Origin of the sequence: Streptomyces sp. NBC_01485, from assembly GCF_036227125.1 — a bacterium.
Lineage (GTDB): Bacteria > Actinomycetota > Actinomycetes > Streptomycetales > Streptomycetaceae > Streptomyces.
Genome location: NZ_CP109435.1, coordinates 1,438,327 through 1,463,447, shown reverse-complemented (window position 1 = coordinate 1,463,447; position 25,121 = coordinate 1,438,327). Strand labels below are relative to the sequence as shown.

The following is a 25,121-nucleotide window of genomic DNA, read 5'->3' as shown; positions in this document are numbered from 1 at the left end:
CGAGGTGAGGACGTGACCGGCTGGCAGTTCTGGGTGGACCGGGGCGGCACCTTCACCGACATCGTCGCGCGCCGCCCGGACGGCCGGCTGCTGACGCACAAACTGCTGTCGGAGAACCCGGCGCGGTACGCCGACGCGGCGGTCGCCGGCGTCCGCGCCCTCCTGGCGGACACGGGGGACCCCGTCGAGGCCGTCCGCATGGGCACGACGGTCGCGACCAACGCCCTTCTGGAACGCAAGGGCGAGCGCACGCTGCTCGTCATCACCCGCGGCTTCCGCGACGCACTGCGCATCGCCTACCAGAACCGCCCCCACATCTTCGCCCGCCATATCGAACTCCCGGAGCTGCTGTACGAGCGGATCCTGGAGGTCGACGAGCGCGTCTCCGCCGACGGCGGCGTCCTGCGCGCCCCCGACCTGGACGCCCTCGCCGGTCCCATGCGGGAGGCGTACGACGACGGGATCAGGGCCGTCGCCGTCGTCTGCATGCACAGCCACCTCCACCCCGCGCACGAACTGGCCGTCGGACAGCTGGCCGCCCGCACGGGCTTTGCGCAGATCTCGCTGTCCAGCGAGGTCAGCCCCCTCATGAAACTCGTCCCGCGCGGGGACACCGCCGTCGTCGACGCCTACCTGTCGCCCGTGCTGCGCCGCTACGTCCGGCATGTCGCCGACGAACTGCGCGGTGTGCGACTGATGTTCATGCAGTCCAACGGAGGGCTTGCCGAGGCGAGCCAGTTCCGCGGCAAGGACGCCATCCTGTCCGGGCCCGCGGGCGGCATCGTCGGCATGGCCCGGATGTCCCAGCTCGCGGGCTTCGACCGCGTCATCGGCTTCGACATGGGCGGCACCTCCACCGACGTCTCGCACTTCGCGGGCGAGTACGAACGTGTCTTCACCACGCAGATCGCTGGCGTGCGGCTGCGGGCCCCGATGCTGGACATTCAAACCGTCGCCGCAGGCGGCGGCTCCGTCCTCCGTTTCGACGGCTCCCGCTACCGCGTGGGACCGGACTCGGCCGGCGCGGCCCCCGGGCCGGCGTGCTACCGAGGCGGCGGCCCGCTCGCCGTCACCGACGCCAACGTGATGCTCGGCCGCATCCAACCCGCCCACTTCCCCGAGGTGTTCGGGCCCGACGGTAACCAGCCCCTCGACGACGCCCTCGTACGGGACCGCTTCACCGCCCTCACGCGCGAGATCCACGAGCAGATCGGCGACGACCGCACACCGGAGCAGGTCGCGGAGGGCTTCCTGCAGATCGCCGTCGCCGACATCGCGGGCGCGGTGAAGCGGATCTCCGTCCAGAAGGGCCACGACGTCACCCGCTACGCCCTCACCACCTTCGGTGGTGCGGGCGGTCAGCACGCGTGCATGGTCGCCGACTCGCTCGGCATCCGCACCGTGCTCGTCCCGCCCATGGCGGGCGTGCTGTCCGCGCTCGGCATCGGGCTCGCCGACACGACCGCCATGCGCGAACAGTCCGTGGAGGCACCCCTGGAGGCCGCGTCGCTGCCCGGGATCCTCAAGACCGCCGACGATCTGGAGACGGCGGCCCGCGCCGAACTCCGCGCCGAGGACATCCCCGACGACCGCGTCCGCATCACCCGCCGTGCGCAGCTCCGCTACGACGGCACCGACACCGCCCTCACCGTCGAGCTCACCGAACCCGCCCTGATGAGGCGTGCTTTCGAAGAACGTCATCGCGCCACGTACTCCTTCATGCTTGACCGCCCGATCGTCGTCGAAGCACTCTCCGTGGAAGCCACTGGCATCACCGAACCCCCCGATCTGTCCGCCCTCGCCCCGTACGAAGGCCACCCCGCCGCACCCCGGACCGTCCGCCTCCACACCGGCGGCGCCTGGCGCGACGTACCCCTTCACCGCCGCGAGGACCTCCCTCCCGGCGAGACCGTCACCGGCCCCGCGATCATCACCGAGGCCAGTGCCACCACCGTGGTCGACGACGGCTGGGAGGCCACGACGAGCCACGACGGGCATCTGGTCATGGAACGCACGGCGATTACGCAGAGTTCCCCTCTCGACACAGAAGCCGACCCGGTTCTCCTCGAGGTCTTCAACAACCTCTTCATGTCCATCGCCGAACAGATGGGCGCCCGCCTGGAGTCCACGGCCCAGTCCGTCAACATCAAGGAGCGCCTCGACTTCTCCTGCGCCCTGTTCGACCCGGACGGAAACCTGGTGGCCAACGCCCCGCACATCCCCGTCCACCTGGGCTCCATGGGCACGAGCGTCAAGGAGGTCATCCGCCGCCGCGGCTCCTCGATGCGCCCCGGTGACACATACGCGGTCAACGACCCGTACCACGGCGGCACGCACCTGCCCGACGTCACCGTGATCACCCCGGTCTTCGACACCGGCGAAGCCGAGCACGCCGAAACCACGGAGAGTGAGCACACGCTCCTCTTCTACGTCGCCTCGCGCGGCCACCACGCCGAGATCGGCGGCATCGCCCCCGGGTCCATGCCCGCGAACAGTCGCACCATCGAGGAGGAGGGCGTCCTCTTCGACAACTGGCTGCTGGCCGAGAACGGCCGCTTCCGCGAAGAGGAGACCCTCCGCCTCCTCACCGAAGCGCCGTACCCCTCACGCAACCCGCGGACCAACCTCGCCGACCTCCGCGCCCAGATCGCCGCCAACCGGAAAGGCGCCGACGAAGTGGCCCGCATGATCGGAGACTTCGGGCTCGACGTCGTACAGGCCTACATGAGGCACGTTCAGGACAACGCGGAGGAAGCCGTGCGCCGCGTCATCGACGCTCTGGAGGACGGCGAGTACGCCTACGAGACCGACTCCGGCGCGATCATCCGGGTACGCGTGCGCGTGGACCGCGAGAACCGCTCCGCGACCGTCGACTTCACCGGCACCTCACCGCAGCTGACCACCAACTTCAACGCACCCTCTTCCGTCGTCGACGCGGCCGTCCTGTACGTCTTCCGGACCCTGGTCGACGACGACATCCCGCTCAACGACGGCTGCCTGCGCCCCCTGAGGATCGTCGTGCCGCCGGGCTCCCTGCTCGCGCCCGAACCGCCCGCCGCCGTCGTGGCCGGCAACGTCGAGACCTCCCAGGCGATCACCGGCGCTCTCTACGCGGCCCTAGGGGTCCAGGCCGAGGGCTCCGGCACCATGAACAACGTCACCTTCGGCAACGAACGCCACCAGTACTACGAAACCGTCGCCTCCGGATCCGGCGCCGGTGACGGCTTCGCCGGCGCGAGCGTCGTCCAGACCCACATGACCAACTCGCGGCTGACCGACCCCGAAGTCCTGGAGTGGCGACTGCCCGTCCAACTCGACGAGTTCGCGGTCCGGCCCGGCAGCGGAGGCGCAGGACGGTGGCGCGGCGGGGACGGCGCGGTCCGCCGCATCCGGTTCCACGAGCCGATGACCGTCTCCACCCTGTCGCAACACCGCAGGATCCCCCCGTACGGCCTCGCGGGCGGCGCCCCCGGCGCGCTGGGCGCCAACCGGGTGGAACGCGCGGACGGCTCCGTGGTCCGGCTCGCCGGCAGCGACACCGTGGACGTCGGCCCCGGCGACGTACTCGTCATCGAGACCCCCGGCGGCGGAGGCTACGGCCCACCGCCCGCCACCCCCCAGTCAAGTGATCAAGCAGGAGAAGTGAACGATGATCTTCGGGCGTTCTGAGCGCGGCAAGCCCCCGGTCGAGCCCGTCACGCTCAAGATCCTGGTGGCCGGCGGTTTCGGCGTGGGCAAGACCACGCTGGTCGCCTCCGTCAGTGAGATCAGGCCGTTGCGCACCGAGGAGTACCTCACCGAGGCCGGCCGCCCGGTCGACGACACCACCGGAGTCGAGGGCAAGCACACCACCACCGTCGCCATGGACTTCGGGCGCATCACCCTGCGCGAGGATCTGGTGCTGTACCTGTTCGGGACACCCGGCCAGGAGCGGTTCTGGTTCATGTGGGACGAGCTCTCCGAGGGCTCGCTCGGCGCGGTCGTGCTCGCCGACACCCGCCGCCTGGAGGACTGCTTCGCCGCCGTCGACTACTTCGAACGGCGCTCCATCCCCTTCCTCATCGCCGTCAACTGCTTCGAGGGTTCCGCCCGTTACCCGGAAGCGGACGTGCGCCAGGCCCTCGACCTCGATGACGGCATCCCGGTGGTGCTGTGCGATGCCCGCGACCGCAGATCGGTCCGAGACGTCCTCGTCGGCGTGGTCCAGCACGCGATGGACTACGGGGCCGAACGCCGCGAGCCCGTCACCACCTGAGGCGCCCACGCGCGCGTGTCGCGGATCAGAAGCACACGATCGCGTTGTGCACCGGCTTGTCCGTGGCGCGTCCCACAGCACCGTCGTCTCACGCTGGTTGGTGCCTGAACGGGACGCTGCCCCCTCGCCATGCCAGCACCCCGCGCACCGAGCCCGCCAGCAGATTAGCCGTCTCCTGCCAGCCCCCCGCTCATCCGCCTGCCGGGTCGGCCGACCTCAGACCAGCCCACCCCCAGCCCCGCCGCGACCGCTCCCGTAGGAGCCATCGGCGGTACTCCACGCCGGATCTCGTATCCGGCGTGCCCCACCACCCAACTCGCCCCTCTCAACGACTTCGCAGCCTTCTTCAAAGGTGCGAGACACACCGCCGCCTGGCGGTGATCGGCCAAGCTGCCGGGCCGGTCACAGAGTGTGATAGGAGCAGCTGCTCGACGGCCGTGGCGCACACCGAGTGACCCCTCCCCGCTCACCGTACGGCGACCACCGCCGAACCGTGCCCGAACAGCCCCTGGTTCGCCGTGACGGCCACGCGCGCGTCCGGGATCTGACGAGCGCCCGCGTGCCCGCGCAACTGCCAGGTGACCTCGCAGACCTGGGCGATCGCCTGCGCCGGCACCGCCTCCCCGAAGGAGGCCAGTCCCCCGCTCGTGTTCACCGGTATACGGCCGCCCGGTGCCGTCACACCGTCCCGCAGCAGCTTCGCGGCCTCGCCGCCGCCGCACAGCCCCAGATCCTCGTACCACTGCAACTCCAGTGCGGTGGACAGGTCGTAGACCTCGGCCAGGGACAGGTCCTCGGGTCCGATGCCAGCCTCCTCGTATGCGGCTCGGGCGATCGAGGCCCGGAAGGGTTCACCCGACGGCCCCACCGCCACCGCGGAATCGGTCGCGATGTCCGGCAGGTCCAGCACCGTGTTGGGGTAGCGGGGCGTCACGGTGGACACGGCCCTGATCCGCACCGGCTCCGTCGCCCCGTGCCGACGGGCGAACTCCATGCTGGACAGCACCAGAGCCGCCCCGCCGTCCGAGGTCGCGCAGATGTCCAGCAGCCGCAGCGGATCGGCGACCACCGCCGACGCGGCCACCTCCTCCGCGGTGACCCGCTTGCGGTAGCGCGCGTTCGGATTCAGTGCGCCCATGGCCGCGTTCTTCACCTTGACCTGGGCGAAGTCCTCCGGTGTGTCCCCGTGCACCGCCATCCGCCTGCGCGCGTACAGCCCGAAGTACGTCGGATTGGTCGCGCCGAGCACCCGGAACCGCAGCCAGTCCGGGTCGTCCGGCCGGTCCCCGCCCGCCGGGCGGAAGAAGCCCTTGGGGGCGGCGTCGGCCCCCACCACGAGCACCACGTCCGCCAGGCCCGCGAGGATCTGGGCCCGGGCCGTGTTGATCGCCTGGGCTCCCGACGCGCACGCCGCGTACACACTCGCGACCCGGGCTCCCTGCCACCCCAGGGCCTTCGCGAACGTCGCCCCGGCCACATACCCCGGATAGCCGCCACGCACCGTGTCCGCGCCGACGATCGAACCGACCTCCCGCCAGTCCACGCCCGCGTCCGCGAGGGCCGCCCGCGCCGCCTTCACGCCGTACTCGACGAAGCTGCGCCCCCACTTGCCCCACGGATGCATCCCCGCGCCGAGCACCGCCACCTCTGCCGTCATCCCGTCACCCCCGTCGGCCGCCATCGCCAGGTCGTCCAGGTCGTCTCCGCGCCCTCGTCGAGCACGCCCGGGACGACCTCCACCTCCATGCCCACCGTCAGATCGGCGACGGTGACCCCGGGAACCGCCTGTCCCAGCACCACGATCCGCTCGGACTCCAGCTCCACTGCGATCAACGCGTACGGCTCCCACGGAAGTTCCCGATCGGTCACATAGGGTGACGGAGGGCGGTACCGGCTGTCCGTGTAGGACCAGACACGCCCGCGTCGCGAGAGCGGGATCTCCTCCAGGCCACCGCCCCCACAGCCCGGATTCCGGCAGTGCGTGTCCTCGCGCGGGAAGAAGACCGACCCGCATGCCGAGCAGCGCGTCCCCAGCAGTCTGAAGTCGTCTCCGCTCCCGGTGAACCACCCGGCGACCACGGGTGTGCGTGTACGCGACAAGGTTCCCTCCAGGCCACGAAATCTGACGAGACGTCAGGAGTGTGGCATGCCCATCGGGAAATGGGCAGGGAGGAGACATGACACGACTCTCCAGCGCAGCACGCGGTGTCGTCGCCGTACTCGTCGTACTCGCCGCCCTGCTGACCGTGCCCCCGGCCTCCGCCGCCGCGCGGGCGCACACCGACCCCGAGGTCCCGACGGACTTCGTGGCCCTGAGAACCGTGGACCCGACGATCCTCGAGGAGATGCGCTACATCACCCAGCACAACTTCGTCGGCGAGCCCATCGACGGCTACCAGCAGCCGATCTGCATCCTCACCCGGCCGGCCGCCGAAGCGCTGCACAAGGCCCAGGCGAAACTGCTTCCCCAGGGATACACACTCAAGGTGTACGACTGCTACCGGCCCCAGCGCGCCGTGAACCACTTCGTCCGCTGGGCCGAGAACCTGAACGACCAGTCGATGAAGGGGGAGTTCTACCCGAACGTCGACAAGTCCCGTCTCTTCGATGACGGTTACATCGCCGAGAAGTCCGGCCACAGCCGCGGTTCGACCATGGACCTCACCCTGGTGAGACTCCCGTCCGCGCCGACCAGGCCCTACGTCCCCGGCGAGGCTCTCGCCCCCTGCCACGCGCCGCAACAGCAGCGCTTCCCCGACAACTCCGTCGACATGGGAACGGGGTTCGACTGTTTCGACACCCTCGCGCACACCCTCGACCCACGCATCCAGGGCGAGCAGCGCGCCAACAGGCTGCTCCTCAAGGGCACCCTGGAAGACCTCGGCTTCGTGAACCTCGCCGAGGAGTGGTGGCACTTCACCTTCAAGCCCGAGCCCTACCCGGACACCTACTTCGACTTCCCCGTGTCCGCCGAGTGCCTCTCCATGGGGCGGTGAGCCGCCTCCGTGCGACGCCCTCCCCAAGATCGGATACGCTCCGCCGCGTGTCCGAAACTCTGCACTCCACTTCGAACTCCGCGCGCGACTCCCACTGTTCGAGCTGCGGAGCGCCCTACGGGGAGGGCGTCACCGGCTGGCCCCGCACCTGTCAGGCCTGCGCCACCGTGGCCTACCGCAACCCGCTGCCGGTGGCCGTCGCGCTCCAGCCCGTGTACGACACGAAGGGCACCGCCCTGGTCGTCATCACCCGAACCATCGCCCCCGCGCGCGGGGGCGTCGCACTGCCCGGCGGCTACATCGACGACCGTGAGGACTGGCGCCAGGCCGTCGTCCGCGAGCTCAAGGAGGAGACCGGCATCGAGGCCGCGGCCCGTGACGTGCGGCTCGCCGACGCCATGAGCTCCTCCGACGGTCACCTGCTACTGTTCGGGCTCCTTCCGGATCGCCCCGCGGACCGCCTCCCGTCGTCCGCCGTCACGGACGAGACCGAGGGCTGGCACCTCCTGCGCAGGCCCGAGGAGCTCGCCTTCCCCCTGCACACACACGCGGTGCGGGCGTTCTTCGAGGGCCGCTACATCTGAGCTCACCGCTGCCCGCTCACCGCTCGCCGAGACCGCGTACCCGCACCGGGTAGGACGGCACGCGCACGCCGTCCTCGCCCTCCCGCTCGACGACGACCCGCGGGCCCTCCCAGCGGGCGACATACCGCTCGACCTCAGGCTCCGCCCAGCCGTCGCCCGCGTCCCGCACCACCAGACCGCCACCCGTCCGCCCCCGGACCGGCGCCCACACCTCCAGCTCCAGCCCGCCGTCGTCTCCCCGCACCGGCAGGACGGCACCCGCGCGCGCGAGCACCGGAATACGCGACAGAGGGGCGTCCACAAGCACCTGCCCCGGCCCCTCGTACGCCCGCCCCGTCGCCGTGTCGTACCAGCGTCCCCGCGGCAGCTGCACCGCACGCCGGTCGGCGCCCGGGTCGAGCACCGGTGCCACCAGGAGGCAGTCACCCAGCAGGAAGGCGTCCTCACAGTCCCGCAACACCCGGTTACCGGGCGCTCCCCACCACACAGGGCGCACATAGGGGGCCCCGGTACGCCGGGCCAGATGCGCCAGCGTCACGAAGTACGGCAACAGCCGGCGCCGCTCGACGAGCGCCACGCGCGCGTGCTCCAGCACCTCGGGACCGAACTCCCACGGCTCCCGGCGGCCCGCCCGCAGACTCGCGTGCGTACGGAACAGCGGCAGATACGCGCCCAACTGGAACCAGCGCAGATACAGCTCGGGCGACGGACTGCCGTCGAAGCCGCCCACGTCCGGCCCCGAATACGGCACCCCGCACAGCCCGAGCCCCATCACCAGCGACAGGGAGGCCCGCAGTCCCGGCCAGCCCGTGGCGACGTCCCCGGACCAGGTGCCGCCGTAGCGCTGCAGGCCCGCCCAACCGGACCGTGAGAAGACGAACGGCCGCTCGTCAGCAACCAGCTCCCGCATGCCCTCGTAGGCCGCCTGGGCCATGCACAGCGCGTACACGTTGTGCGCCTCGCGATGATCACCACCGTGCCCTTCCAGGGAGTGCCGGGCCGACCGTGGCAACGTCGACTCCCCGAAGGCGGCGAACGACGTCGGCTCGTTCATGTCGTGCCAGAAGCCGGCGAACCCCTGGGCGATCCGCTCGGCATAGAGACCTCCCCACCACTGCCGCACACGCGCGTGCGTGAAGTCCGGGAAAACCACCTCCCCTGGCCACCCCACGCCCTCGACGAGCCGTCCCGACGCGTCCCGCACGAACGCGTCCTCGGCGACCCCGCCGTCGTACACGGCGTTGCCCGGCGCGGCCTTGACCGCCGGGTCGACGATCGACACCAGGCGTATCCCGTCCCGCCGCAACTCCTCGGCGAGCACCGGCAGTTTCGGGAAGCGATCCTGATCGATGGTGAACACCTGGTGTTCGTCGTAGTGGTCGATGTCGAGGTGGACCGCGTCGAGCGGCAGACCGTGCTCCTGATAGCCCGCCACGATCCGGCGCACCTCCTCCTCGCTGCCGAAGCCCCAGCGCGCGTGATGGTGACCGAGCGCCCATGCGGGCGGCAGCGTCGGCGCCCCGGTGAGCGAGGCCCAGGCCAGCAGCACGCGCGCGGGGGTGCCCACCATCACCCAGCAGCGCAACGGACCTCCGTCCATCCGCACCTCGCATGTTCCTGCCCGGTCGTGCCCGGAACCGGCCCCCTCCTCACCCTCCCGCAGCGTGACCTCGCCGTCCCAGGAGGAGTCGTGGAACACCAGGTGCGTGCCCGCGTCCGCCACCACCAGCTGAACCGGCATCGTGAGGTAGAGCGGATCGTCCCCGCGATCGAACGCGTGTCCGGGATCCGTGTTCCACAGCCGGTACGCCCCGTCGCGCAGACGCGGCCCGGACGCCCGTCCGCCGAGACCGAAGAAGCGCGCGTCCGCCGCCACCTCCGAGCGCTGCATCCAGCGCGCCGGGCCACCGCCCTGCGGCTCCCACCACCGGGGCGGCAGATCGCGGCGCAACATCACGCCCCCCGGCGTGCACACCTCGACGGCGCCGTGTCGTGAGACGACGACCGTCACCCGCTCGGCGACGACCCGCCACCCGCCGTCCTTGTCCGGCTCCAGCACCGCCCGGGGATCCGGCTCCGGACCGCGGCCGGCCAGCGCGTACGACGGCTCGGGTCCGGCACCGTCCCAACCCCAGAACACGGCCCCGTTCACCGCGACCCGGATCGTCAGCTCCGAACGGCTGAACCGGAGCGTCCCACCACCGGGCCCCGGCTCCGCCTCCTGCACGAGACCAGGCACCCGCGCGCGTTCGGGGCCCCGCACCGGCAGCCCAGTGGCATCGGCGCGCCTCCTGCGCCACGCGGCCCTCACGGTACGCAACCCCTGGGCGGCTCCTGCGGAACCGACCGCCTTCATCGAACGCACCAGGTCACGACCGTCCATGCTGTTCACCCTGTCACTGACCGCGCCACGCGCGCGGGTCGTTCAACTTGCGTTCACCCATGGTGGGACCACATCTTCACGACACGGACTGTGGGGAACCCACCCTGGTGCCGAAGTCGATCACATGGCATCGTCCATGTCAGCCGCGTCACGCGCACCACCCCAGCGCGTGCGCAGGCGACGCACACGACGCGCACCGTCCGGGAGCCGCCCCATGCCGACCATGAACCCCGAGCCGCTCTGGCGGCCAGATCCGCAGCGCATCGCCCAGGCCCAGGTCACGAAGTTCCAGGCCTGGGCGGCCGAGCAGTACGCAGCCCCGTCCGAAGGCGGCTATCCGGCACTGCACCGCTGGTCCGTCGACGAGCTGGAGACGTTCTGGACAGCCGTCACGGAGTGGTTCGACGTACGGTTTTCGACACCCTACGCGCGCGTGCTGGGCGACCGGTCCATGCCCGGCGCCCAGTGGTTCCCCGGAGCGACGCTCAACTACGCCGAGCACGCTCTGCGCGCGGCTGCCACCCGCCCGGCGCAGCCGGCCCTGTTGTACGTCGACGAGACCCACGAACCGACCCCGGTGACCTGGTCCGAGCTGCGCCGCCAGGTCGGCTCACTCGCCGCCGAGCTGCGCGCCATCGGCGTCCGCCCCGGCGACCGGATCAGCGCCTACCTCCCGAACATCCCGCAGGCCGTCGTGGCCCTCCTCGCCACGGCCGCCGTGGGCGGCGTCTGGACCTCCTGCGCGCCCGACTTCGGAGCCCGCAGCGTCCTCGACCGCTTCCAGCAGGTCGAACCCGTCGTCCTGTTCACCGTCGACGGCTACCGCTACGGAGGCAAGGAGCACGACCGCCGCGACGTCGTCGCCGAACTCCGCGCGGAACTGCCCACCCTGCGCGCCGTGGTCCACATCCCCCTCCTGGGCACGGAGCCGCCCCAGGGAGCCTTGGACTGGTCCGTTCTGACGACCGCGGACGAGGAACCCGTCTTCGAACAGGTGCCCTTCGACCACCCGCTCTGGGTGCTCTATTCCTCCGGCACGACCGGCCTGCCCAAGGCCATCGTCCAGTCCCAGGGCGGCATCCTGGTCGAACACCTCAAACAGCTCGGCCTGCACTGCGACCTGGGCCCCAAGGATCGTTTCTTCTGGTACACCTCGACCGGCTGGATGATGTGGAACTTCCTCGTCTCCGGCCTTCTGACCGGCACGACGATCGTCCTCTACGACGGCAGCCCCGGTTTCCCCGACACAGGCGCACAGTGGCGCATCGCCGAACGCACGGGCGCCACCCTCTACGGCACCTCGGCCGCGTACGTCATGGCCTGCCGCAAGGCGGGGGTACACCCCGCCCGCGACTTCGACCTCTCCAAGGTCCAGTGCGTCGCCACCACGGGCTCCCCGCTCCCGCCCGACGGCTTCCGCTGGCTGCACGACGAGGTCCGCGACGACCTGTGGATCGCCTCCGTCAGCGGCGGCACGGACGTGTGCTCCTGCTTCGCAGGGGCAGTCCCGACGCTCCCGGTGTACACCGGCGAACTCCAGGCCCCCGGCCTCGGCACCGACCTGCAGTCCTGGGACCCGAACGGTCACCCCGTCATCGACGAGGTCGGCGAGCTCGTCGTCACCAACCCCATGCCGTCGATGCCGGTCCGCTTCTGGAACGACCCCGACGGCAGCCGTTACCACGACAGTTACTTCGACACCTACCCGGGCATATGGCGCCACGGCGACTGGATCACCGTCACCTCGCGCGGCTCCGTCGTCATCCACGGCCGCTCCGACTCCACGCTCAACCGCCAGGGCGTACGCATGGGCTCGGCCGACATCTACGAGGTCGTCGAACGGCTCCCCGAGATCAAGGAGTCCCTGGTCATCGGCATCGAGCAGCCCGACGGCGGCTACTGGATGCCCCTCTTCGTACACCTCGCCCCCGGGGCAGCCCTCGACGACGCACTCCTGGGCCGCATCAAACAGGCCATCCGCGAACAACTCTCGCCACGCCACGTCCCCGACGAGGTCATCGAGGTACCCGGAGTGCCGCACACCCTCACCGGCAAACGCATCGAGGTCCCGGTTAAACGCCTCCTCCAAGGCACCCCGCTGAAAAAGGCCGTCAACCCCGGTTCTATCGACAACCTCGACCTCCTGCACTTCTACGAGGACCTCGCCCGCAAACGAGGCTGAACACGCCCGTCAGCACGAGGCACTCGCCACGACAGACGGCCTCGGACTCGCCGCTCACAACAGCGAACTCCGAGGCCGACCGCACCGCGTCGGCCTCGGAGTGTGGTGTCAGCGCACCGACCTCGGCGTCCACGGCCTAGCCAGTCCGTCCAGCGCGAGGCTCGAACCACTCGCCGTCACCGCCGCGATCGCCACGGGCACCCTCGGTTGGCTCACCCTCGGCGACGGTATGGTCGTGACCTGCATGTTTCAGGACCGCCCGGCCTGCGACCGACTCGCGCCCGGCCCGTTGTCAGTGCTGACGGTTACTGTGAGTGAGCATCGATCGACTGTGCACACAGGGGGAAACATGGCCCACACCGACCACCAGACCATGCGACGCGTCCTGCGCCGTGAAATCGCCGGAACCATCGGTCTGCTCACCGACGAACACGACTTCCGAGCCATGCGGCGCTACCGCACCTTCACGTTCGACGATCACGCCACCTACCTCCAGCAGGTCGAAGACCTCCTGCGGACGCGCGCCCTGCAAGGCACCCACACCACCGTGGCCCTCTTCGACCCCCAGGAATACGCCGAGTACTGCGCCGCCAAGGGGCTCGACCCCGACGTCCCCGCCAACCGCACCCGCTTCACGGCCGAACTCGCGACCGCAGGCCCCACCATCCCCTACGAGGGCCAACCCCTCGCCGACCTCCTGCCCGTCCTCGTCGACGAAGCCGTCCGACAGGCGACCTGGGAGTACGCGGCCACCCTCCTGGCCCGCCTCGGCGCCTGCGCGACCTGCGGCGAGGACATCGGCCGCGCCGCCTTCACCCGCGCATCGAACCTCGTCGCGCGCATCCTCGACACGGCACCACCTGGCAACCGACACCTGGTCTGCAGCGTCACCGCCACACCCGAAACACTCGTCGCAGTCCTCCACGCGGACGACGAAACCGACGGCGCCACACAACTCGACGAGGCCGAAGCACTCGAGTTCACCACCGTCCTCGCCGTCGGCCTCGCCACCCAGAATCCGGGCGGCCTGGTCATGCGCACCACCGCTCCCGGAACCTCCGACCAGATCTACGGGTGGCGGCTGCGCGGCGACGGCCTTGAACCTCTGACCGCTGGCGAGGTCTTCGACGCCTACTGCACCGACGCCGAATCCGGCGACCTCATCTCACCCGAGTCCGGCGTGGACTACTGCTTCCCACCGGACCTCGGACAGGAGCGACCGACGCCCGGCCACCAGCACTGACCGGAAGGGACGCCCACACACAGCAGGGGCGCTCCACCCGAAGGCGGAGCGCCCCTGCTCACCGGCCGACCACCGGCCAAATCCGACTACTCGCCGGACAACACGGCCTGCGCCGCGTTGCGCGCCTCCTCGGCACTGTCCGCCGCACGGGCCGCGGCCGCGGCCCGCTCGCACTGCGCCAGCGTGTACTTCGCCAGCGCGGCCCGCACGTAGGGAATCGACGCCGAACCCATGGAAAGTGAGGTGACCCCCAGACCCGTCAGCACACACGCGAGCAGCGGATCGGCCGCGGCCTCGCCACACACACCGCAGCTCTTGCCCTCGGCCGAGGCCGCCTCGGCCGACAGGGCGACGAGGTCGAGCAGAGCGGGCTGCCACGGATCCTGCAGCCGGGACACCGCACCCACCTGCCGGTCGGCGGCGAAGGTGTATTGCGCGAGGTCGTTCGTACCGAGCGACAGGAACTCCACCTCCTGCAGGATCGAACGAGCCCGCAGAGCGGCGGACGGGATCTCCACCATCGCGCCGAACTTCGCCCTCAGCCCTGCCTCACGGCACGCGTCCGCGAAGGCCTTCGCGTCGATGCGGTCCGCCACCATCGGCGCCATCACCTCGAGGTAGACCGGCAGCCCCTGGGCGGCCTTCGCCAGCGCCGTCAGCTGGGTCCGCAGGATGTCGGGGTGGTCCAGCAGCGTCCGCAACCCGCGTACACCCAGCGCCGGGTTGGGCTCGTCGGCCGGGGTCAGGAAATCCAGAGGTTTGTCCGCGCCGGCATCCAGCACACGCACGACGACCCGCCCCTCGGGGAACGCCTCGAGCACCTGCCGGTAGGCCTCGACCTGCTTCTCCTCGGACGGCGCGTTCTTACTGTCGTCCAGGAACAGGAACTCGGTACGGAAGAGCCCGACGCCTTCCGCACCGGCCTCGACGGCAGCCGGCACGTCGGCCGGGCCGCCGACGTTAGCCAGCAGCGGCACCTTGTGACCGTCGGCGGTGGCACCCGGCCCGGTCGAGGCGCTCAGCGCCGCCTTGCGCTCGGCGGCCGCTGCGTCGAGCCGGGCTTTCTTCTCGTCGCTCGGGTTCACGAAGACGTCGCCGGTGCTGCCGTCGACGGCGATCACCGTTCCCTCGGCGAGCTCACCGGCACCCGGCAGAGCCACGACGGCCGGCACGCCGAGGGCGCGGGCGAGGATCGCACTGTGACTCGTCGGCCCGCCCTCCTCGGTCACGAAACCGAGCACCAGCGTCGGGTCCAGCAGCGCGGTGTCGGCAGGCGCCAGGTCCCGGGCAACGAGCACGTACGGCTCGTCACTGTCCGGGACACCGGGCATCGGGACACCCAGCAGACGGGCGACCATACGATTCCGCACGTCATCGAGGTCGGCCACGCGACCAGCGAGGTACTCGCCGGCTCCTGCCAGCAATTCGCGGTAGGCGGCGAAAGCGTCGTAGACGGCCCGCTCGGCCGTGCTGCCGACGGCGATACGCCGGTCCACGTCGGCCATCAACTCGGGGTCCTGAGCCATCATGGCCTGAGCCTCGAGCACCGCCTGGGCTTCGCCCCCCGCCAGATTGCCGCGTGCCTTCAGGTCGGCTGCCACGGCCTCCGCGGCTTTGCGGGCGCGCCCCTGTTCGCGCTCCGCCTCCTGCGCGGGGATCTGCTTGGCAGGCGGTTCGAGCACCGCCGTTCCCATGTGTCGAACCTCGCCGATCGCCACACCGTGACTCACGCCGACGCCTCGCAGCGTTGTCTCCATCTCACCCGTCTCCGATAGTGCGGCGGATCCCGCCGCCGCGGTGGTTGTCCTGTGTACCGCCTTGATGACGGCGGCGGTACTACTGCCAGGAAAAGAGAACGTCGCCGGCCTTCACATCGCCGTCCTCACGGAGTTCGCCGAGTGAATCGGCTGCGGCCTCAAGGGCGACGATCGGACAGACCGGGGACTTGCCGGCCTTCACCACGGCGGCCGGGTTCCACCGGACGATGCTCTGTCCGCGCGTAACCGTGTCGCCCTTGTTCACGAGGACCTCGAAGCCCTCGCCATTGAGCTGCACGGTGTCGATCCCGAGATGGGTGAGTACCCCGTGTCCCTCGGCGTCGACCACGACGAAGGCGTGCGGGTGGAGGGAGACGATGACTCCGTCCACGGGTGCGACGGCCTCGGCAGGCTCACGCACCGGGTCGATCGCCGTGCCCGGGCCGACCATGGCTCCGGAGAAGACCGGATCCGGCACGGCAGCCAGTCCGACAGCGTGTCCTACAACAGGGGACGTCACGGTGGTCATGGGAAGCCTCCCAGGGGCGGTGATGTAAATGGGCCGTTACTGCGTGTCCAGGACAGCGCACCGTGCAGAACGTTATGTCACATGAAGTAACGGTTCCGCACGAGAGCTCCTGATTCATGGTCTAGACCACTACCCTAGCCGATTTGCAGCGCCTCCGCGGCCCCGTGTACAGTCGTACTCCTGCTTGAGGGTGAACGACGCGATCAAGCGCGTTTGCCGAGCAGCATCCAGCTTGTCAGATCCTAATTCTGGATCATCTTCTGCATGCCTGCAGGACGGTGGTCAGGAAGCCGGAAAAACCCTGATAGAGTCGGAAACGCAAGACCGAAGGGAAAAGCCCGGAGGAAAGCCTGAGAGAGTCTCTCGGGTGAGTACAAAGGAAGCGTCCGTTCCTTGAGAACTCAACAGCGTGCCAAAAATCAACGCCAGATATGTTGATACCCCGTTCCCGGCAGTGATAGCCGGGGATGAGGTTCCTTTGAAATAAAACACAGCGAGGACGCTGTGAACGGCCGGGCTTATTCCGCCTGGCTGTTCCGCTCTCGTGGTGTCGACCCGCGCTTTTAATTAAGCATAGTCGGGAAAACATTCACGGAGAGTTTGATCCTGGCTCAGGACGAACGCTGGCGGCGTGCTTAACACATGCAAGTCGAACGATGAAGCCTTTCGGGGTGGATTAGTGGCGAACGGGTGAGTAACACGTGGGCAATCTGCCCTTCACTCTGGGACAAGCCCTGGAAACGGGGTCTAATACCGGATGATACTTCCACTCGCATGGGTGGGGGTTGAAAGCTCCGGCGGTGAAGGATGAGCCCGCGGCCTATCAGCTTGTTGGTGAGGTAATGGCTCACCAAGGCGACGACGGGTAGCCGGCCTGAGAGGGCGACCGGCCACACTGGGACTGAGACACGGCCCAGACTCCTACGGGAGGCAGCAGTGGGGAATATTGCACAATGGGCGAAAGCCTGATGCAGCGACGCCGCGTGAGGGATGACGGCCTTCGGGTTGTAAACCTCTTTCAGCAGGGAAGAAGCGAGAGTGACGGTACCTGCAGAAGAAGCGCCGGCTAACTACGTGCCAGCAGCCGCGGTAATACGTAGGGCGCAAGCGTTGTCCGGAATTATTGGGCGTAAAGAGCTCGTAGGCGGTCTGTCACGTCGGATGTGAAAGCCCGGGGCTTAACCCCGGGTCTGCATTCGATACGGGCAGACTAGAGTGTGGTAGGGGAGATCGGAATTCCTGGTGTAGCGGTGAAATGCGCAGATATCAGGAGGAACACCGGTGGCGAAGGCGGATCTCTGGGCCATTACTGACGCTGAGGAGCGAAAGCGTGGGGAGCGAACAGGATTAGATACCCTGGTAGTCCACGCCGTAAACGGTGGGAACTAGGTGTTGGCGACATTCCACGTCGTCGGTGCCGCAGCTAACGCATTAAGTTCCCCGCCTGGGGAGTACGGCCGCAAGGCTAAAACTCAAAGGAATTGACGGGGGCCCGCACAAGCAGCGGAGCATGTGGCTTAATTCGACGCAACGCGAAGAACCTTACCAAGGCTTGACATACACCGGAAACGGCCAGAGATGGTCGCCCCCTTGTGGTCGGTGTACAGGTGGTGCATGGCTGTCGTCAGCTCGTGTCGTGAGATGTTGGGTTAAGTCCCGCAACGAGCGCAACCCTTGTTCTGTGTTGCCAGCATGCCCTTCGGGGTGATGGGGACTCACAGGAGACTGCCGGGGTCAACTCGGAGGAAGGTGGGGACGACGTCAAGTCATCATGCCCCTTATGTCTTGGGCTGCACACGTGCTACAATGGCCGGTACAAAGAGCTGCGAAACCGTGAGGTGGAGCGAATCTCAAAAAGCCGGTCTCAGTTCGGATTGGGGTCTGCAACTCGACCCCATGAAGTCGGAGTTGCTAGTAATCGCAGATCAGCATTGCTGCGGTGAATACGTTCCCGGGCCTTGTACACACCGCCCGTCACGTCACGAAAGTCGGTAACACCCGAAGCCGGTGGCCCAACCCCTCACGGGGAGGGAGCTGTCGAAGGTGGGACTGGCGATTGGGACGAAGTCGTAACAAGGTAGCCGTACCGGAAGGTGCGGCTGGATCACCTCCTTTCTAAGGAGCATCTAGGCTGCCGGGCTTGCCCGGTGGTCCAGGGCCATTACGTCGGCGTATGTCCGACGGTGGTTGCTCAAGGGTGGAACGTTGATTATTCGGCCGGTTTCCGGGTCGGAGGCTGCAAGTACTGCTCGTAAGGGTGTGGAAAGCATGATCTTCGGGCGGGGGTTGGTCGGGCACGCTGTTGGGTGTCTGAGGGTATGGCCGCAAGGTCTGTCTTCAGTGCCGGCCCCAGTGCACTCCGACCCGGTGAGGGTTGGGGGTGATGGGTGGCTGGTCGTTGTTTGAGAACTGCACAGTGGACGCGAGCATCTGTGGCCAAGTTTTTAAGGGCGCACGGTGGATGCCTTGGCACCAGGAACCGATGAAGGACGTGGGAGGCCACGATAGTCCCCGGGGAGTCGTCAACCAGGCTTTGATCCGGGGGTTTCCGAATGGGGAAACCCGGCAGTCGTCATGGGCTGTCACCCATACCTGAACACATAGGGTATGTGGAGGGAACGCGGGGAAGTGAAACATCTCAGTACCCGCAGGAAGAGAAAACAACCGTGATTCCGGGAGTAGTGGCGAGCGAAACCGGATGAGGCCAAACCGTATGCGTGTGAGACCCGGCAGGGGTTGCGCATACGGGGTTGTGGGATCTCTCTTTCACAGTCTGCCGGCTGTGAGGCGAGTCAGAAACCGTTGATGTAGGCGAAGGACATGCGAAAGGTCCGGCGTAGAGGGTAAGACCCCCGTAGCCGAAACGTCAACGGCTCGTTTGAGAGACACCCAAGTAGCACGGGGCCCGAGAAATCCCGTGTGAATCTGGCGGGACCACCCGCTAAGCCTAAATATTCCCTGGTGACCGATAGCGGATAGTACCGTGAGGGAATGGTGAAAAGTACCGCGGGAGCGGAGTGAAATAGTACCTGAAACCGTGTGCCTACAAGCCGTGGGAGCGTCGGAGTGCATGCTTGCATGCATTCTCGTGACTGCGTGCCTTTTGAAGAATGAGCCTGCGAGTTTGCGGTGTGTTGCGAGGTTAACCCGGGTGGGGTAGCCGTAGCGAAAGCGAGTCCTAATAGGGCGTTTGAGTAGCACGCTCAAGACCCGAAGCGGAGTGATCTAGCCATGGGCAGGTTGAAGCGGAGGTAAGACTTCGTGGAGGACCGAACCCACCAGGGTTGAAAACCTGGGGGATGACCTGTGGTTAGGGGTGAAAGGCCAATCAAACTCCGTGATAGCTGGTTCTCCCCGAAATGCATTTAGGTGCAGCGTCGTGTGTTTCTTGCCGGAGGTAGAGCACTGGATAGGCGATGGGCCCTACCGGGTTACTGACCTTAGCCAAACTCCGAATGCCGGTAAGTGAGAGCGCGGCAGTGAGACTGTGGGGGATAAGCTCCATGGTCGAGAGGGAAACAGCCCAGAGCATCGACTAAGGCCCCTAAGCGTACGCTAAGTGGGAAAGGATGTGGAGTCGCAGAGACAACCAGGAGGTTGGCTTAGAAGCAGCCACCCTTGAAAGAGTGCGTAATAGCTCACTGGTCTAGTGATTCCGCGCCGACAATGTAGCGGGGCTCAAGCGTACCGCCGAAGTCGTGTCATTGCAGCATATAGGGCCAACGCCTGCTGTGATGGGTAGGGGAGCGTCGTGTGCCGGGTGAAGCCGCGCCGGAAGGCAGTGGTGGACGGTTCACGAGTGAGAATGCAGGCATGAGTAGCGATACACACGTGAGAAACGTGTGCGCCGATTGACTAAGGGTTCCTGGGTCAAGCTGATCTGCCCAGGGTAAGTCGGGACCTAAGGCGAGGCCGACAGGCGTAGTCGATGGATAACCGGTTGATATTCCGGTACCCGCTGTGAAGCGTCAAACATTGAATCAGGCGATGCTAAGTCCGTGAAGCCGTTCCGGACCCTTCGGGGAATGGAAAGTGGTGGAGCCGACGGACCAGACTTGTAGTAGGTGAGTGATGGGGTGACGCAGGAAGGTAGTCCATCCCGGGCGGTGGTTGTCCCGGGGTAAGGGTGTAGGCCGTGCGATAGGCAAATCCGTCGCACATTAAGGCTGAGACCTGATGCCGAGCCGATTGTGGCGAAGTGGATGATCCTATGCTGTCGAGAAAAGCCTCTAGCGAGTTTCATGGCGGCCCGTACCCTAAACCGACTCAGGTGGTCAGGTAGAGAATACCGAGGCGTTCGGGTGAACTATGGTTAAGGAACTCGGCAAAATGCCCCCGTAACTTCGGGAGAAGGGGGGCCATCACTGGTGAGGGGACTTGCTCTCCGAGCTGGGGGTGGCCGCAGAGACCAGCGAGAAGCGACTGTTTACTAAAAACACAGGTCCGTGCGAAGCCGTAAGGCGATGTATACGGACTGACGCCTGCCCGGTGCTGGAACGTTAAGGGGACCGGTTAGTCACATTTCGGTGTGGCGAAGCTGAGAACTTAAGCGCCAGTAAACGGCGGTGGTAACTATAACCATCCTAAGGTAGCGAAATTCCTTGTCGGGTAAGTTCCGACCTGCACGAATGGCGTAACGACTTCTCGACTGTCTCAACCATAGGCCCGGTGAAATTGCACTACGAGTAAAGATGCTCGTTTCGCGCAGCAGGACGGAAAGACCCCGGGACCTTTACTATAGTTTGATATTGGTGTTCGGTTCGGCTTGTGTAGGATAGCTGGGAGACTTTGAACTCTGGACGCCAGTTCAGGGGGAGTCGTCGTTGAAATACCAGTCTGGTCGTGCTGGATGTCTAACCTGGGTCCGTGATCCGGATCAGGGACAGTGTCTGATGGGTAGTTTAACTGGGGCGGTTGCCTCCTAAAGAGTAACGGAGGCGCCCAAAGGTTCCCTCAGCCTGGTTGGCAATCAGGTGTTGAGTGTAAGTGCACAAGGGAGCTTGACTGTGAGACCGACGGGTCGAGCAGGGACGAAAGTCGGGACTAGTGATCCGGCGGTGGCTTGTGGAAGCGCCGTCGCTCAACGGATAAAAGGTACCCCGGGGATAACAGGCTGATCTTCCCCAAGAGTCCATATCGACGGGATGGTTTGGCACCTCGATGTCGGCTCGTCGCATCCTGGGGCTGGAGTCGGTCCCAAGGGTTGGGCTGTTCGCCCATTAAAGCGGTACGCGAGCTGGGTTTAGAACGTCGTGAGACAGTTCGGTCCCTATCCGCTGCGCGCGCAGGAATATTGAGAAGGGCTGTCCCTAGTACGAGAGGACCGGGACGGACGAACCTCTGGTGTGCCAGTTGTTCTGCCAAGGGCATGGCTGGTTGGCTACGTTCGGGAGGGATAACCGCTGAAAGCATCTAAGCGGGAAGCCTGCTTCGAGATGAGTATTCCCACCCCCTTTGAGGGGTTAAGGCTCCCAGTAGACGACTGGGTTGATAGGCCGGATGTGGAAGCCCAGTAATGGGTGGAGCTGACCGGTACTAATAGGCCGAGGGCTTGTCCTCAGTTGCTCGCGTCCACTGTGTTGGTTCTGAAACCACGAACAGCCCCACACCCCCTTTGGCCGGGGTGTGGTGCGGCTGAAACAGTTTCATAGTGTTTCGGTGGTCATAGCGTGAGGGAAACGCCCGGTTACATTCCGAACCCGGAAGCTAAGCCTTACAGCGCCGATGGTACTGCAGGGGGGACCCTGTGGGAGAGTAGGACACCGCCGAACTCCTTTTAGAGCTCTGGCTCTTGGGCATACAGCCCAAGAGCCAGAGCTTTTTTGCGTTGGGGTATGGTCAGGGGGCATCGTTGGCTCATTTCCTACTGGAGGCCCCCGGGTGGAGGTCCAAGAGACCCGTGTCCAGACAAACCGGGTCCTCACCATCCCGAACATCCTCAGCATGGCGCGTCTCGTCGGCGTGCCCCTGTTCCTGTGGCTGATTCTCCGGCCCGAGTTCGGAGGCCCGCAAAGCGACGGCTGGGCTCTCCTCGTGCTGGCTTTCAGCGGGGTCAGTGACTATCTGGATGGCATGCTCGCGCGGCGCTGGAACCAGATCAGCAGCCTCGGCCGGCTCCTCGACCCGGCTGCGGACCGGCTCTACATTCTCTCGACTTTGGTCGGTCTCACCTGGCGGGAGATTCTGCCCGTCTGGTTGACCGCTGTACTTCTTGCGCGTGAGCTGGTTCTGCTGGTGATGGTGGGCATCCTCAGGCGGCACGGCTATCCACCGCCGCAGGTGAACTTCCTGGGGAAGGCGGCCACCTTCAACCTGATGTACGCCTTCCCACTGCTTCTGCTCAGTGACGGAAGTGGGTGGCTGGCGTCACTCGGTGCGATTTTCGGATGGGCGTTCGCCGGATGGGGTACAACGCTCTACTGGTGGGCAGGAGTCCTCTACGTGGTACAGGTCCGCCGTCTCGTTCGTGCGGACGCCATGGCCGACTGAGCTCGCCGATTGGCAGTAGTAGCAGTGGCTCGATGGCCCGCGGCGGAAAAGTGCGGGACAATCTGGACGGGTGAAGTCGGCTAGACCGTCGTCTCTTTAGGAGGACGCTTCCGACATGAAGGCCGTCGTGATGGCCGGAGGCGAAGGCACACGCCTTCGCCCCATGACCTCAAGCATGCCCAAGCCGCTCCTGCCGGTAGTCAACCGGCCGATCATGGAGCACGTGCTGAGGCTGCTCAAAAGGCATGGGCTCAACGAGACCGTCGTAACTGTCCAGTTCCTGGCGTCGTTGGTCAAGAACTACTTTGGCGACGGCGAAGAGCTCGGAATGGAGCTCAGCTATGCCAATGAGGAGAAGCCACTCGGTACCGCCGGAAGCGTGAAGAACGCTGAGGAGGCGTTGAAGGATGACACCTTCCTCGTCATCTCCGGTGATGCCCTCACTGACTTCGACCTCACCGACCTCATCAACTTCCACAAGGAAAAAGGCGCGCTGGTCACCGTCTGTTTGACGCGTGTGCCCAATCCGCTGGAATTCGGCATCACCATCGTCGACGAAGAGGGCAAGGTCGAGCGTTTCCTGGAGAAACCAACCTGGGGCCAGGTGTTCTCCGACACCGTGAACACGGGCATCTACGTCATGGAGCCCGAGGTCTTCGACTATGTCGAGGCCGATGTGTCCGTCGACTGGTCGGGCGACGTCTTCCCGCAGTTGATGAAGGAAGGCAAGCCGATCTACGGGTTCATCGCCGAGGGCTACTGGGAGGACGTCGGCACGCACGAGAGCTACGTGAAGGCCCAGGCCGATGTGCTGGAGGGCAAAGTCGACGTCGAGATCGACGGCTTCGAGATCTCCCCGGGTGTGTGGGTGGCCGAAGGTGCCGAAGTGCATCCCGATGCCGTACTGCGCGGGCCCCTGTACATCGGGGACTACGCGAAGGTGGAGGCCGGCGCCGAAATCCGCGAGCACACGGTCGTCGGATCCAATGTCGTCGTGAAAAGCGGGGCCTTTCTGCATAAAGCCGTCGTGCACGACAACGTGTACGTCGGGCAGCACAGCAATCTGCGGGGCTGTGTCGTCGGAAAGAACACCGACATCATGCGGGCGGCCCGGATCGAGGACGGCGCCGTCATCGGCGACGAATGCCTGATCGGTGAGGAATCGATCGTGCAGGGCAATGTGCGGGTCTATCCCTTCAAGACCATCGAAGCCGGCGCGTTCGTCAATACGTCGGTGATCTGGGAGTCGAGGGGACAGGCGCACCTCTTCGGCGCCCGCGGGGTGTCCGGAATCCTGAACGTCGAGATCACGCCCGAGCTGGCCGTGCGTCTCGCCGGGGCCTACGCCACGACGCTCAAGAAGGGGGCCACCGTCACCACGGCCCGGGACCACTCCCGTGGTGCCCGTGCGCTGAAGCGGGCCGTCATCTCCGCGCTCCAGGCCAGTGCCATCGACGTACGCGACCTGGAGAACGTACCGCTGCCCGTGGCGAGGCAGCAGACCGCGCGGGGGAGTGCCGGCGGGATCATGATCCGGACCTCGCCCGGGGTGCCGGACTCCGTGGACATCATGTTCTTCGACGGGCAGGGCGCGGACCTGTCGCAGGGCAGTCAGCGCAAGCTGGACCGGGTGTTCGCGCGGCAGGAGTACCGGCGGGCGTTCCCGGGAGAGATCGGGGACCTGCACTTCCCGGCCAGTGTCTTCGACTCGTACACCGGGTCGCTGCTGCGGAACGTGGACACGACGGGGATCTCCGAGTCCGGACTCAAGGTCGTAGTGGACGCCTCGAACGGCAGTGCCGGGCTGGTGTTGCCGAGTCTCCTCGGGAAGCTCGGGGTGGACTCGCTGACCATCAACCCCGGCCTGAACGAGGCCAGGCCCACGGAGACGGGCGACCAGCGGCGCTCCGGGCTCGTGCGGCTCGGGGAGATCGTGGCCTCGTCGCGGGCCGCGTTCGGCGTGCGGTTCGACCCGGTGGGTGAACGGCTCTCCCTCGTTGACGAGAAGGGCCGGATCATCGAGGACGACCGGGCGCTCCTCGTGCTGCTCGACCTGGTGGCCGCCGAGCGGCGCAGCGGGCGGGTGGCGCTGCCTGTGACCACGACGAGGATCGCCGAGCAGGTGGCGGCATATCACGGGACGCAGGTCGAGTGGACGACGACCTCGCCCGACGACCTCACGCGGGTCGGGCGGGACGAGACGACCATCTTCGGCGGCGACGGCAAGGGCGGGTTCATCGTCCCGGAGTTCAGCAGTGTCTTCGACGGTACGGCGGCCTTCGTGCGGCTGATCGGGCTGGTGGCGCGGACGCAGCTCACCCTCAGCCAGATCGACGCGCGGATTCCGAGGGCGCACGTCCTGAAGCGGGATCTGGCGACCCCGTGGGCCGTCAAGGGACTCGTGATGCGGCGGGTCGTCGAGGCGGCCGGAGACCGCTTCGTGGACACCACCGACGGTGTTCGGGTGGTGGAGACGGATGGGCGTTGGGTGATGGTGTTGCCCGACCCGGCCGAGGCCGTCACCCATCTGTGGGCGGAGGGGCCGGACGACGCGTCCGCACAGGCTCTGCTCGACGAGTGGTCGTCGGTCGTGGACAGCGCCGGACGCTGAACCACGCGCACGCGCGCGTGCCGGACAAGTGTCCCCCAGGGGGCCTGTCCGGCACGCCGGTGGGGCCATTCGGAGGTACTGGGCGCGACGTG

At 66.9% G+C, this 25,121-nt stretch carries 13 protein-coding genes and 3 rRNA genes; 11 read left to right on the top strand and 5 right to left on the bottom strand.

The window, feature by feature from the left end; translation table 11 throughout:
- Positions 1 to 12: 12 nt before the first annotated feature.
- Both OG352_RS06835 and OG352_RS06830 read left to right on the top strand, forming a co-directional pair.
- The gene (locus OG352_RS06835; RefSeq protein WP_329215402.1) at positions 13 to 3,669 is read left to right on the top strand and encodes a hydantoinase B/oxoprolinase family protein; all 3,657 of its coding nucleotides are present in this window, start codon (positions 13 to 15) and stop codon (positions 3,667 to 3,669) included.
- The gene (locus OG352_RS06830) at positions 3,650 to 4,255 is read left to right on the top strand and encodes a GTP-binding protein (RefSeq protein ID WP_329215400.1); all 606 of its coding nucleotides are present in this window, start codon (positions 3,650 to 3,652) and stop codon (positions 4,253 to 4,255) included. The genes OG352_RS06835 and OG352_RS06830 overlap by 20 nt, the downstream gene beginning before the upstream one ends.
- 466 nt (positions 4,256 to 4,721) lie before the next feature.
- Here the strand turns inward: OG352_RS06830 and OG352_RS06820 are convergent, their stop codons facing one another.
- Together OG352_RS06820 and OG352_RS06815 are read right to left on the bottom strand one after the other, a co-directional pair.
- Positions 4,722 to 5,912, bottom strand: a complete 1,191-nt coding sequence (locus tag OG352_RS06820) for a lipid-transfer protein (RefSeq protein WP_329215398.1) — start codon at positions 5,910 to 5,912, stop codon at positions 4,722 to 4,724.
- Positions 5,909 to 6,334 (bottom strand): Zn-ribbon domain-containing OB-fold protein, encoded by a 426-nt coding sequence (locus tag OG352_RS06815; protein ID WP_329223736.1) that lies wholly within the window; start codon positions 6,332 to 6,334, stop codon positions 5,909 to 5,911. The genes OG352_RS06820 and OG352_RS06815 overlap by 4 nt, the downstream gene beginning before the upstream one ends.
- A 98-nt stretch (positions 6,335 to 6,432) precedes the next feature.
- Between OG352_RS06815 and OG352_RS06810 the strand changes: the two genes are divergently transcribed.
- Both OG352_RS06810 and OG352_RS06805 read left to right on the top strand, forming a co-directional pair.
- Entirely contained in the window at positions 6,433 to 7,251 is an 819-nt protein-coding gene (locus OG352_RS06810; protein ID WP_329215396.1) for a M15 family metallopeptidase, read from the top strand.
- A gap of 47 nt (positions 7,252 to 7,298) precedes the next feature.
- Positions 7,299 to 7,835 carry an NUDIX domain-containing protein gene (locus tag OG352_RS06805; RefSeq protein ID WP_329215394.1) on the top strand — a complete coding sequence of 179 codons (537 nt, stop codon included), beginning with the start codon at positions 7,299 to 7,301 and terminating at the stop codon, positions 7,833 to 7,835.
- 16 nt (positions 7,836 to 7,851) lie between these two features.
- On the opposite strand, the gene OG352_RS06800 is transcribed toward OG352_RS06805, so the two are convergent.
- Positions 7,852 to 10,218: a glycoside hydrolase family 31 protein gene (locus tag OG352_RS06800; protein ID WP_329215392.1), complete on the bottom strand. Its 2,367-nt coding sequence runs from the start codon at positions 10,216 to 10,218 to the stop codon at positions 7,852 to 7,854.
- A 214-nt stretch (positions 10,219 to 10,432) separates the two neighbouring features.
- Here OG352_RS06800 and OG352_RS06795 point away from each other — a divergent pair, with 214 nt between their 5' ends.
- Together OG352_RS06795 and OG352_RS06790 are read left to right on the top strand one after the other, a co-directional pair.
- A complete protein-coding gene (locus tag OG352_RS06795; RefSeq protein WP_329215390.1) occupies positions 10,433 to 12,400 on the top strand; it encodes an acetoacetate--CoA ligase in 1,968 nt (655 codons plus the stop codon).
- 349 nt (positions 12,401 to 12,749) lie between these two features.
- Entirely contained in the window at positions 12,750 to 13,643 is an 894-nt protein-coding gene (locus tag OG352_RS06790) for a hypothetical protein (protein WP_329215388.1), read from the top strand.
- Between the two features lie 86 nt (positions 13,644 to 13,729).
- On the opposite strand, the gene ptsP is transcribed toward OG352_RS06790, so the two are convergent.
- The gene (ptsP, locus tag OG352_RS06785) at positions 13,730 to 15,400 is read right to left on the bottom strand and encodes a phosphoenolpyruvate--protein phosphotransferase (protein ID WP_329215386.1); all 1,671 of its coding nucleotides are present in this window, start codon (positions 15,398 to 15,400) and stop codon (positions 13,730 to 13,732) included.
- Between the two features lie 79 nt (positions 15,401 to 15,479).
- Complete coding sequence (locus tag OG352_RS06780; protein ID WP_329215384.1) at positions 15,480 to 15,929, bottom strand: PTS sugar transporter subunit IIA; 450 nt, start codon at positions 15,927 to 15,929, stop codon at positions 15,480 to 15,482.
- Positions 15,930 to 16,517: 588 nt separating this feature from the next.
- Between OG352_RS06780 and OG352_RS06775 the strand changes: the two genes are divergently transcribed.
- The 5 genes from OG352_RS06775 (at position 16,518) to OG352_RS06755 (ending at position 25,029) form a co-directional block, all read left to right on the top strand.
- Positions 16,518 to 18,044, top strand: a 16S ribosomal RNA gene (locus tag OG352_RS06775).
- Between the two features lie 319 nt (positions 18,045 to 18,363).
- Positions 18,364 to 21,488, top strand: a 23S ribosomal RNA gene (locus OG352_RS06770).
- 95 nt (positions 21,489 to 21,583) lie between these two features.
- Positions 21,584 to 21,700: ribosomal RNA gene (gene rrf, locus OG352_RS06765) — 5S ribosomal RNA — on the top strand.
- The 16S, 23S and 5S rRNA genes sit together here, the layout of an rRNA operon.
- A gap of 109 nt (positions 21,701 to 21,809) precedes the next feature.
- On the top strand, positions 21,810 to 22,418 hold the full coding sequence (locus OG352_RS06760) for a CDP-alcohol phosphatidyltransferase family protein (protein ID WP_329215382.1): 609 nt from the start codon (positions 21,810 to 21,812) through the stop codon (positions 22,416 to 22,418).
- A 115-nt stretch (positions 22,419 to 22,533) separates the two neighbouring features.
- Complete coding sequence (locus tag OG352_RS06755; RefSeq protein ID WP_329215380.1) at positions 22,534 to 25,029, top strand: mannose-1-phosphate guanyltransferase; 2,496 nt, start codon at positions 22,534 to 22,536, stop codon at positions 25,027 to 25,029.
- The last annotated feature ends 92 nt before the right edge of the window (positions 25,030 to 25,121 follow it).

Excerpts from the sequence above, each read along its gene's own strand:
- OG352_RS06830 (WP_329215400.1), top strand. The coding sequence starts at position 3,650 with ATGATCTTCGGGCGTTCTGAGCGCGGCAAGCCCCCGGTCGAGCCCGTC.
- OG352_RS06820 (WP_329215398.1), bottom strand. The coding sequence starts at position 5,912 with ATGACGGCAGAGGTGGCGGTGCTCGGCGCGGGGATGCATCCGTGGGGC.
- OG352_RS06810 (WP_329215396.1), top strand. The coding sequence starts at position 6,433 with ATGACACGACTCTCCAGCGCAGCACGCGGTGTCGTCGCCGTACTCGTC.
- OG352_RS06800 (WP_329215392.1), bottom strand. The coding sequence starts at position 10,218 with ATGGACGGTCGTGACCTGGTGCGTTCGATGAAGGCGGTCGGTTCCGCA.
- OG352_RS06795 (WP_329215390.1), top strand. The coding sequence starts at position 10,433 with ATGCCGACCATGAACCCCGAGCCGCTCTGGCGGCCAGATCCGCAGCGC.
- OG352_RS06790 (WP_329215388.1), top strand. The coding sequence starts at position 12,750 with ATGGCCCACACCGACCACCAGACCATGCGACGCGTCCTGCGCCGTGAA.
- ptsP (WP_329215386.1), bottom strand. The coding sequence starts at position 15,400 with ATGGAGACAACGCTGCGAGGCGTCGGCGTGAGTCACGGTGTGGCGATC.
- OG352_RS06780 (WP_329215384.1), bottom strand. The coding sequence starts at position 15,929 with ATGACCACCGTGACGTCCCCTGTTGTAGGACACGCTGTCGGACTGGCT.
- OG352_RS06755 (WP_329215380.1), top strand. The coding sequence starts at position 22,534 with ATGAAGGCCGTCGTGATGGCCGGAGGCGAAGGCACACGCCTTCGCCCC.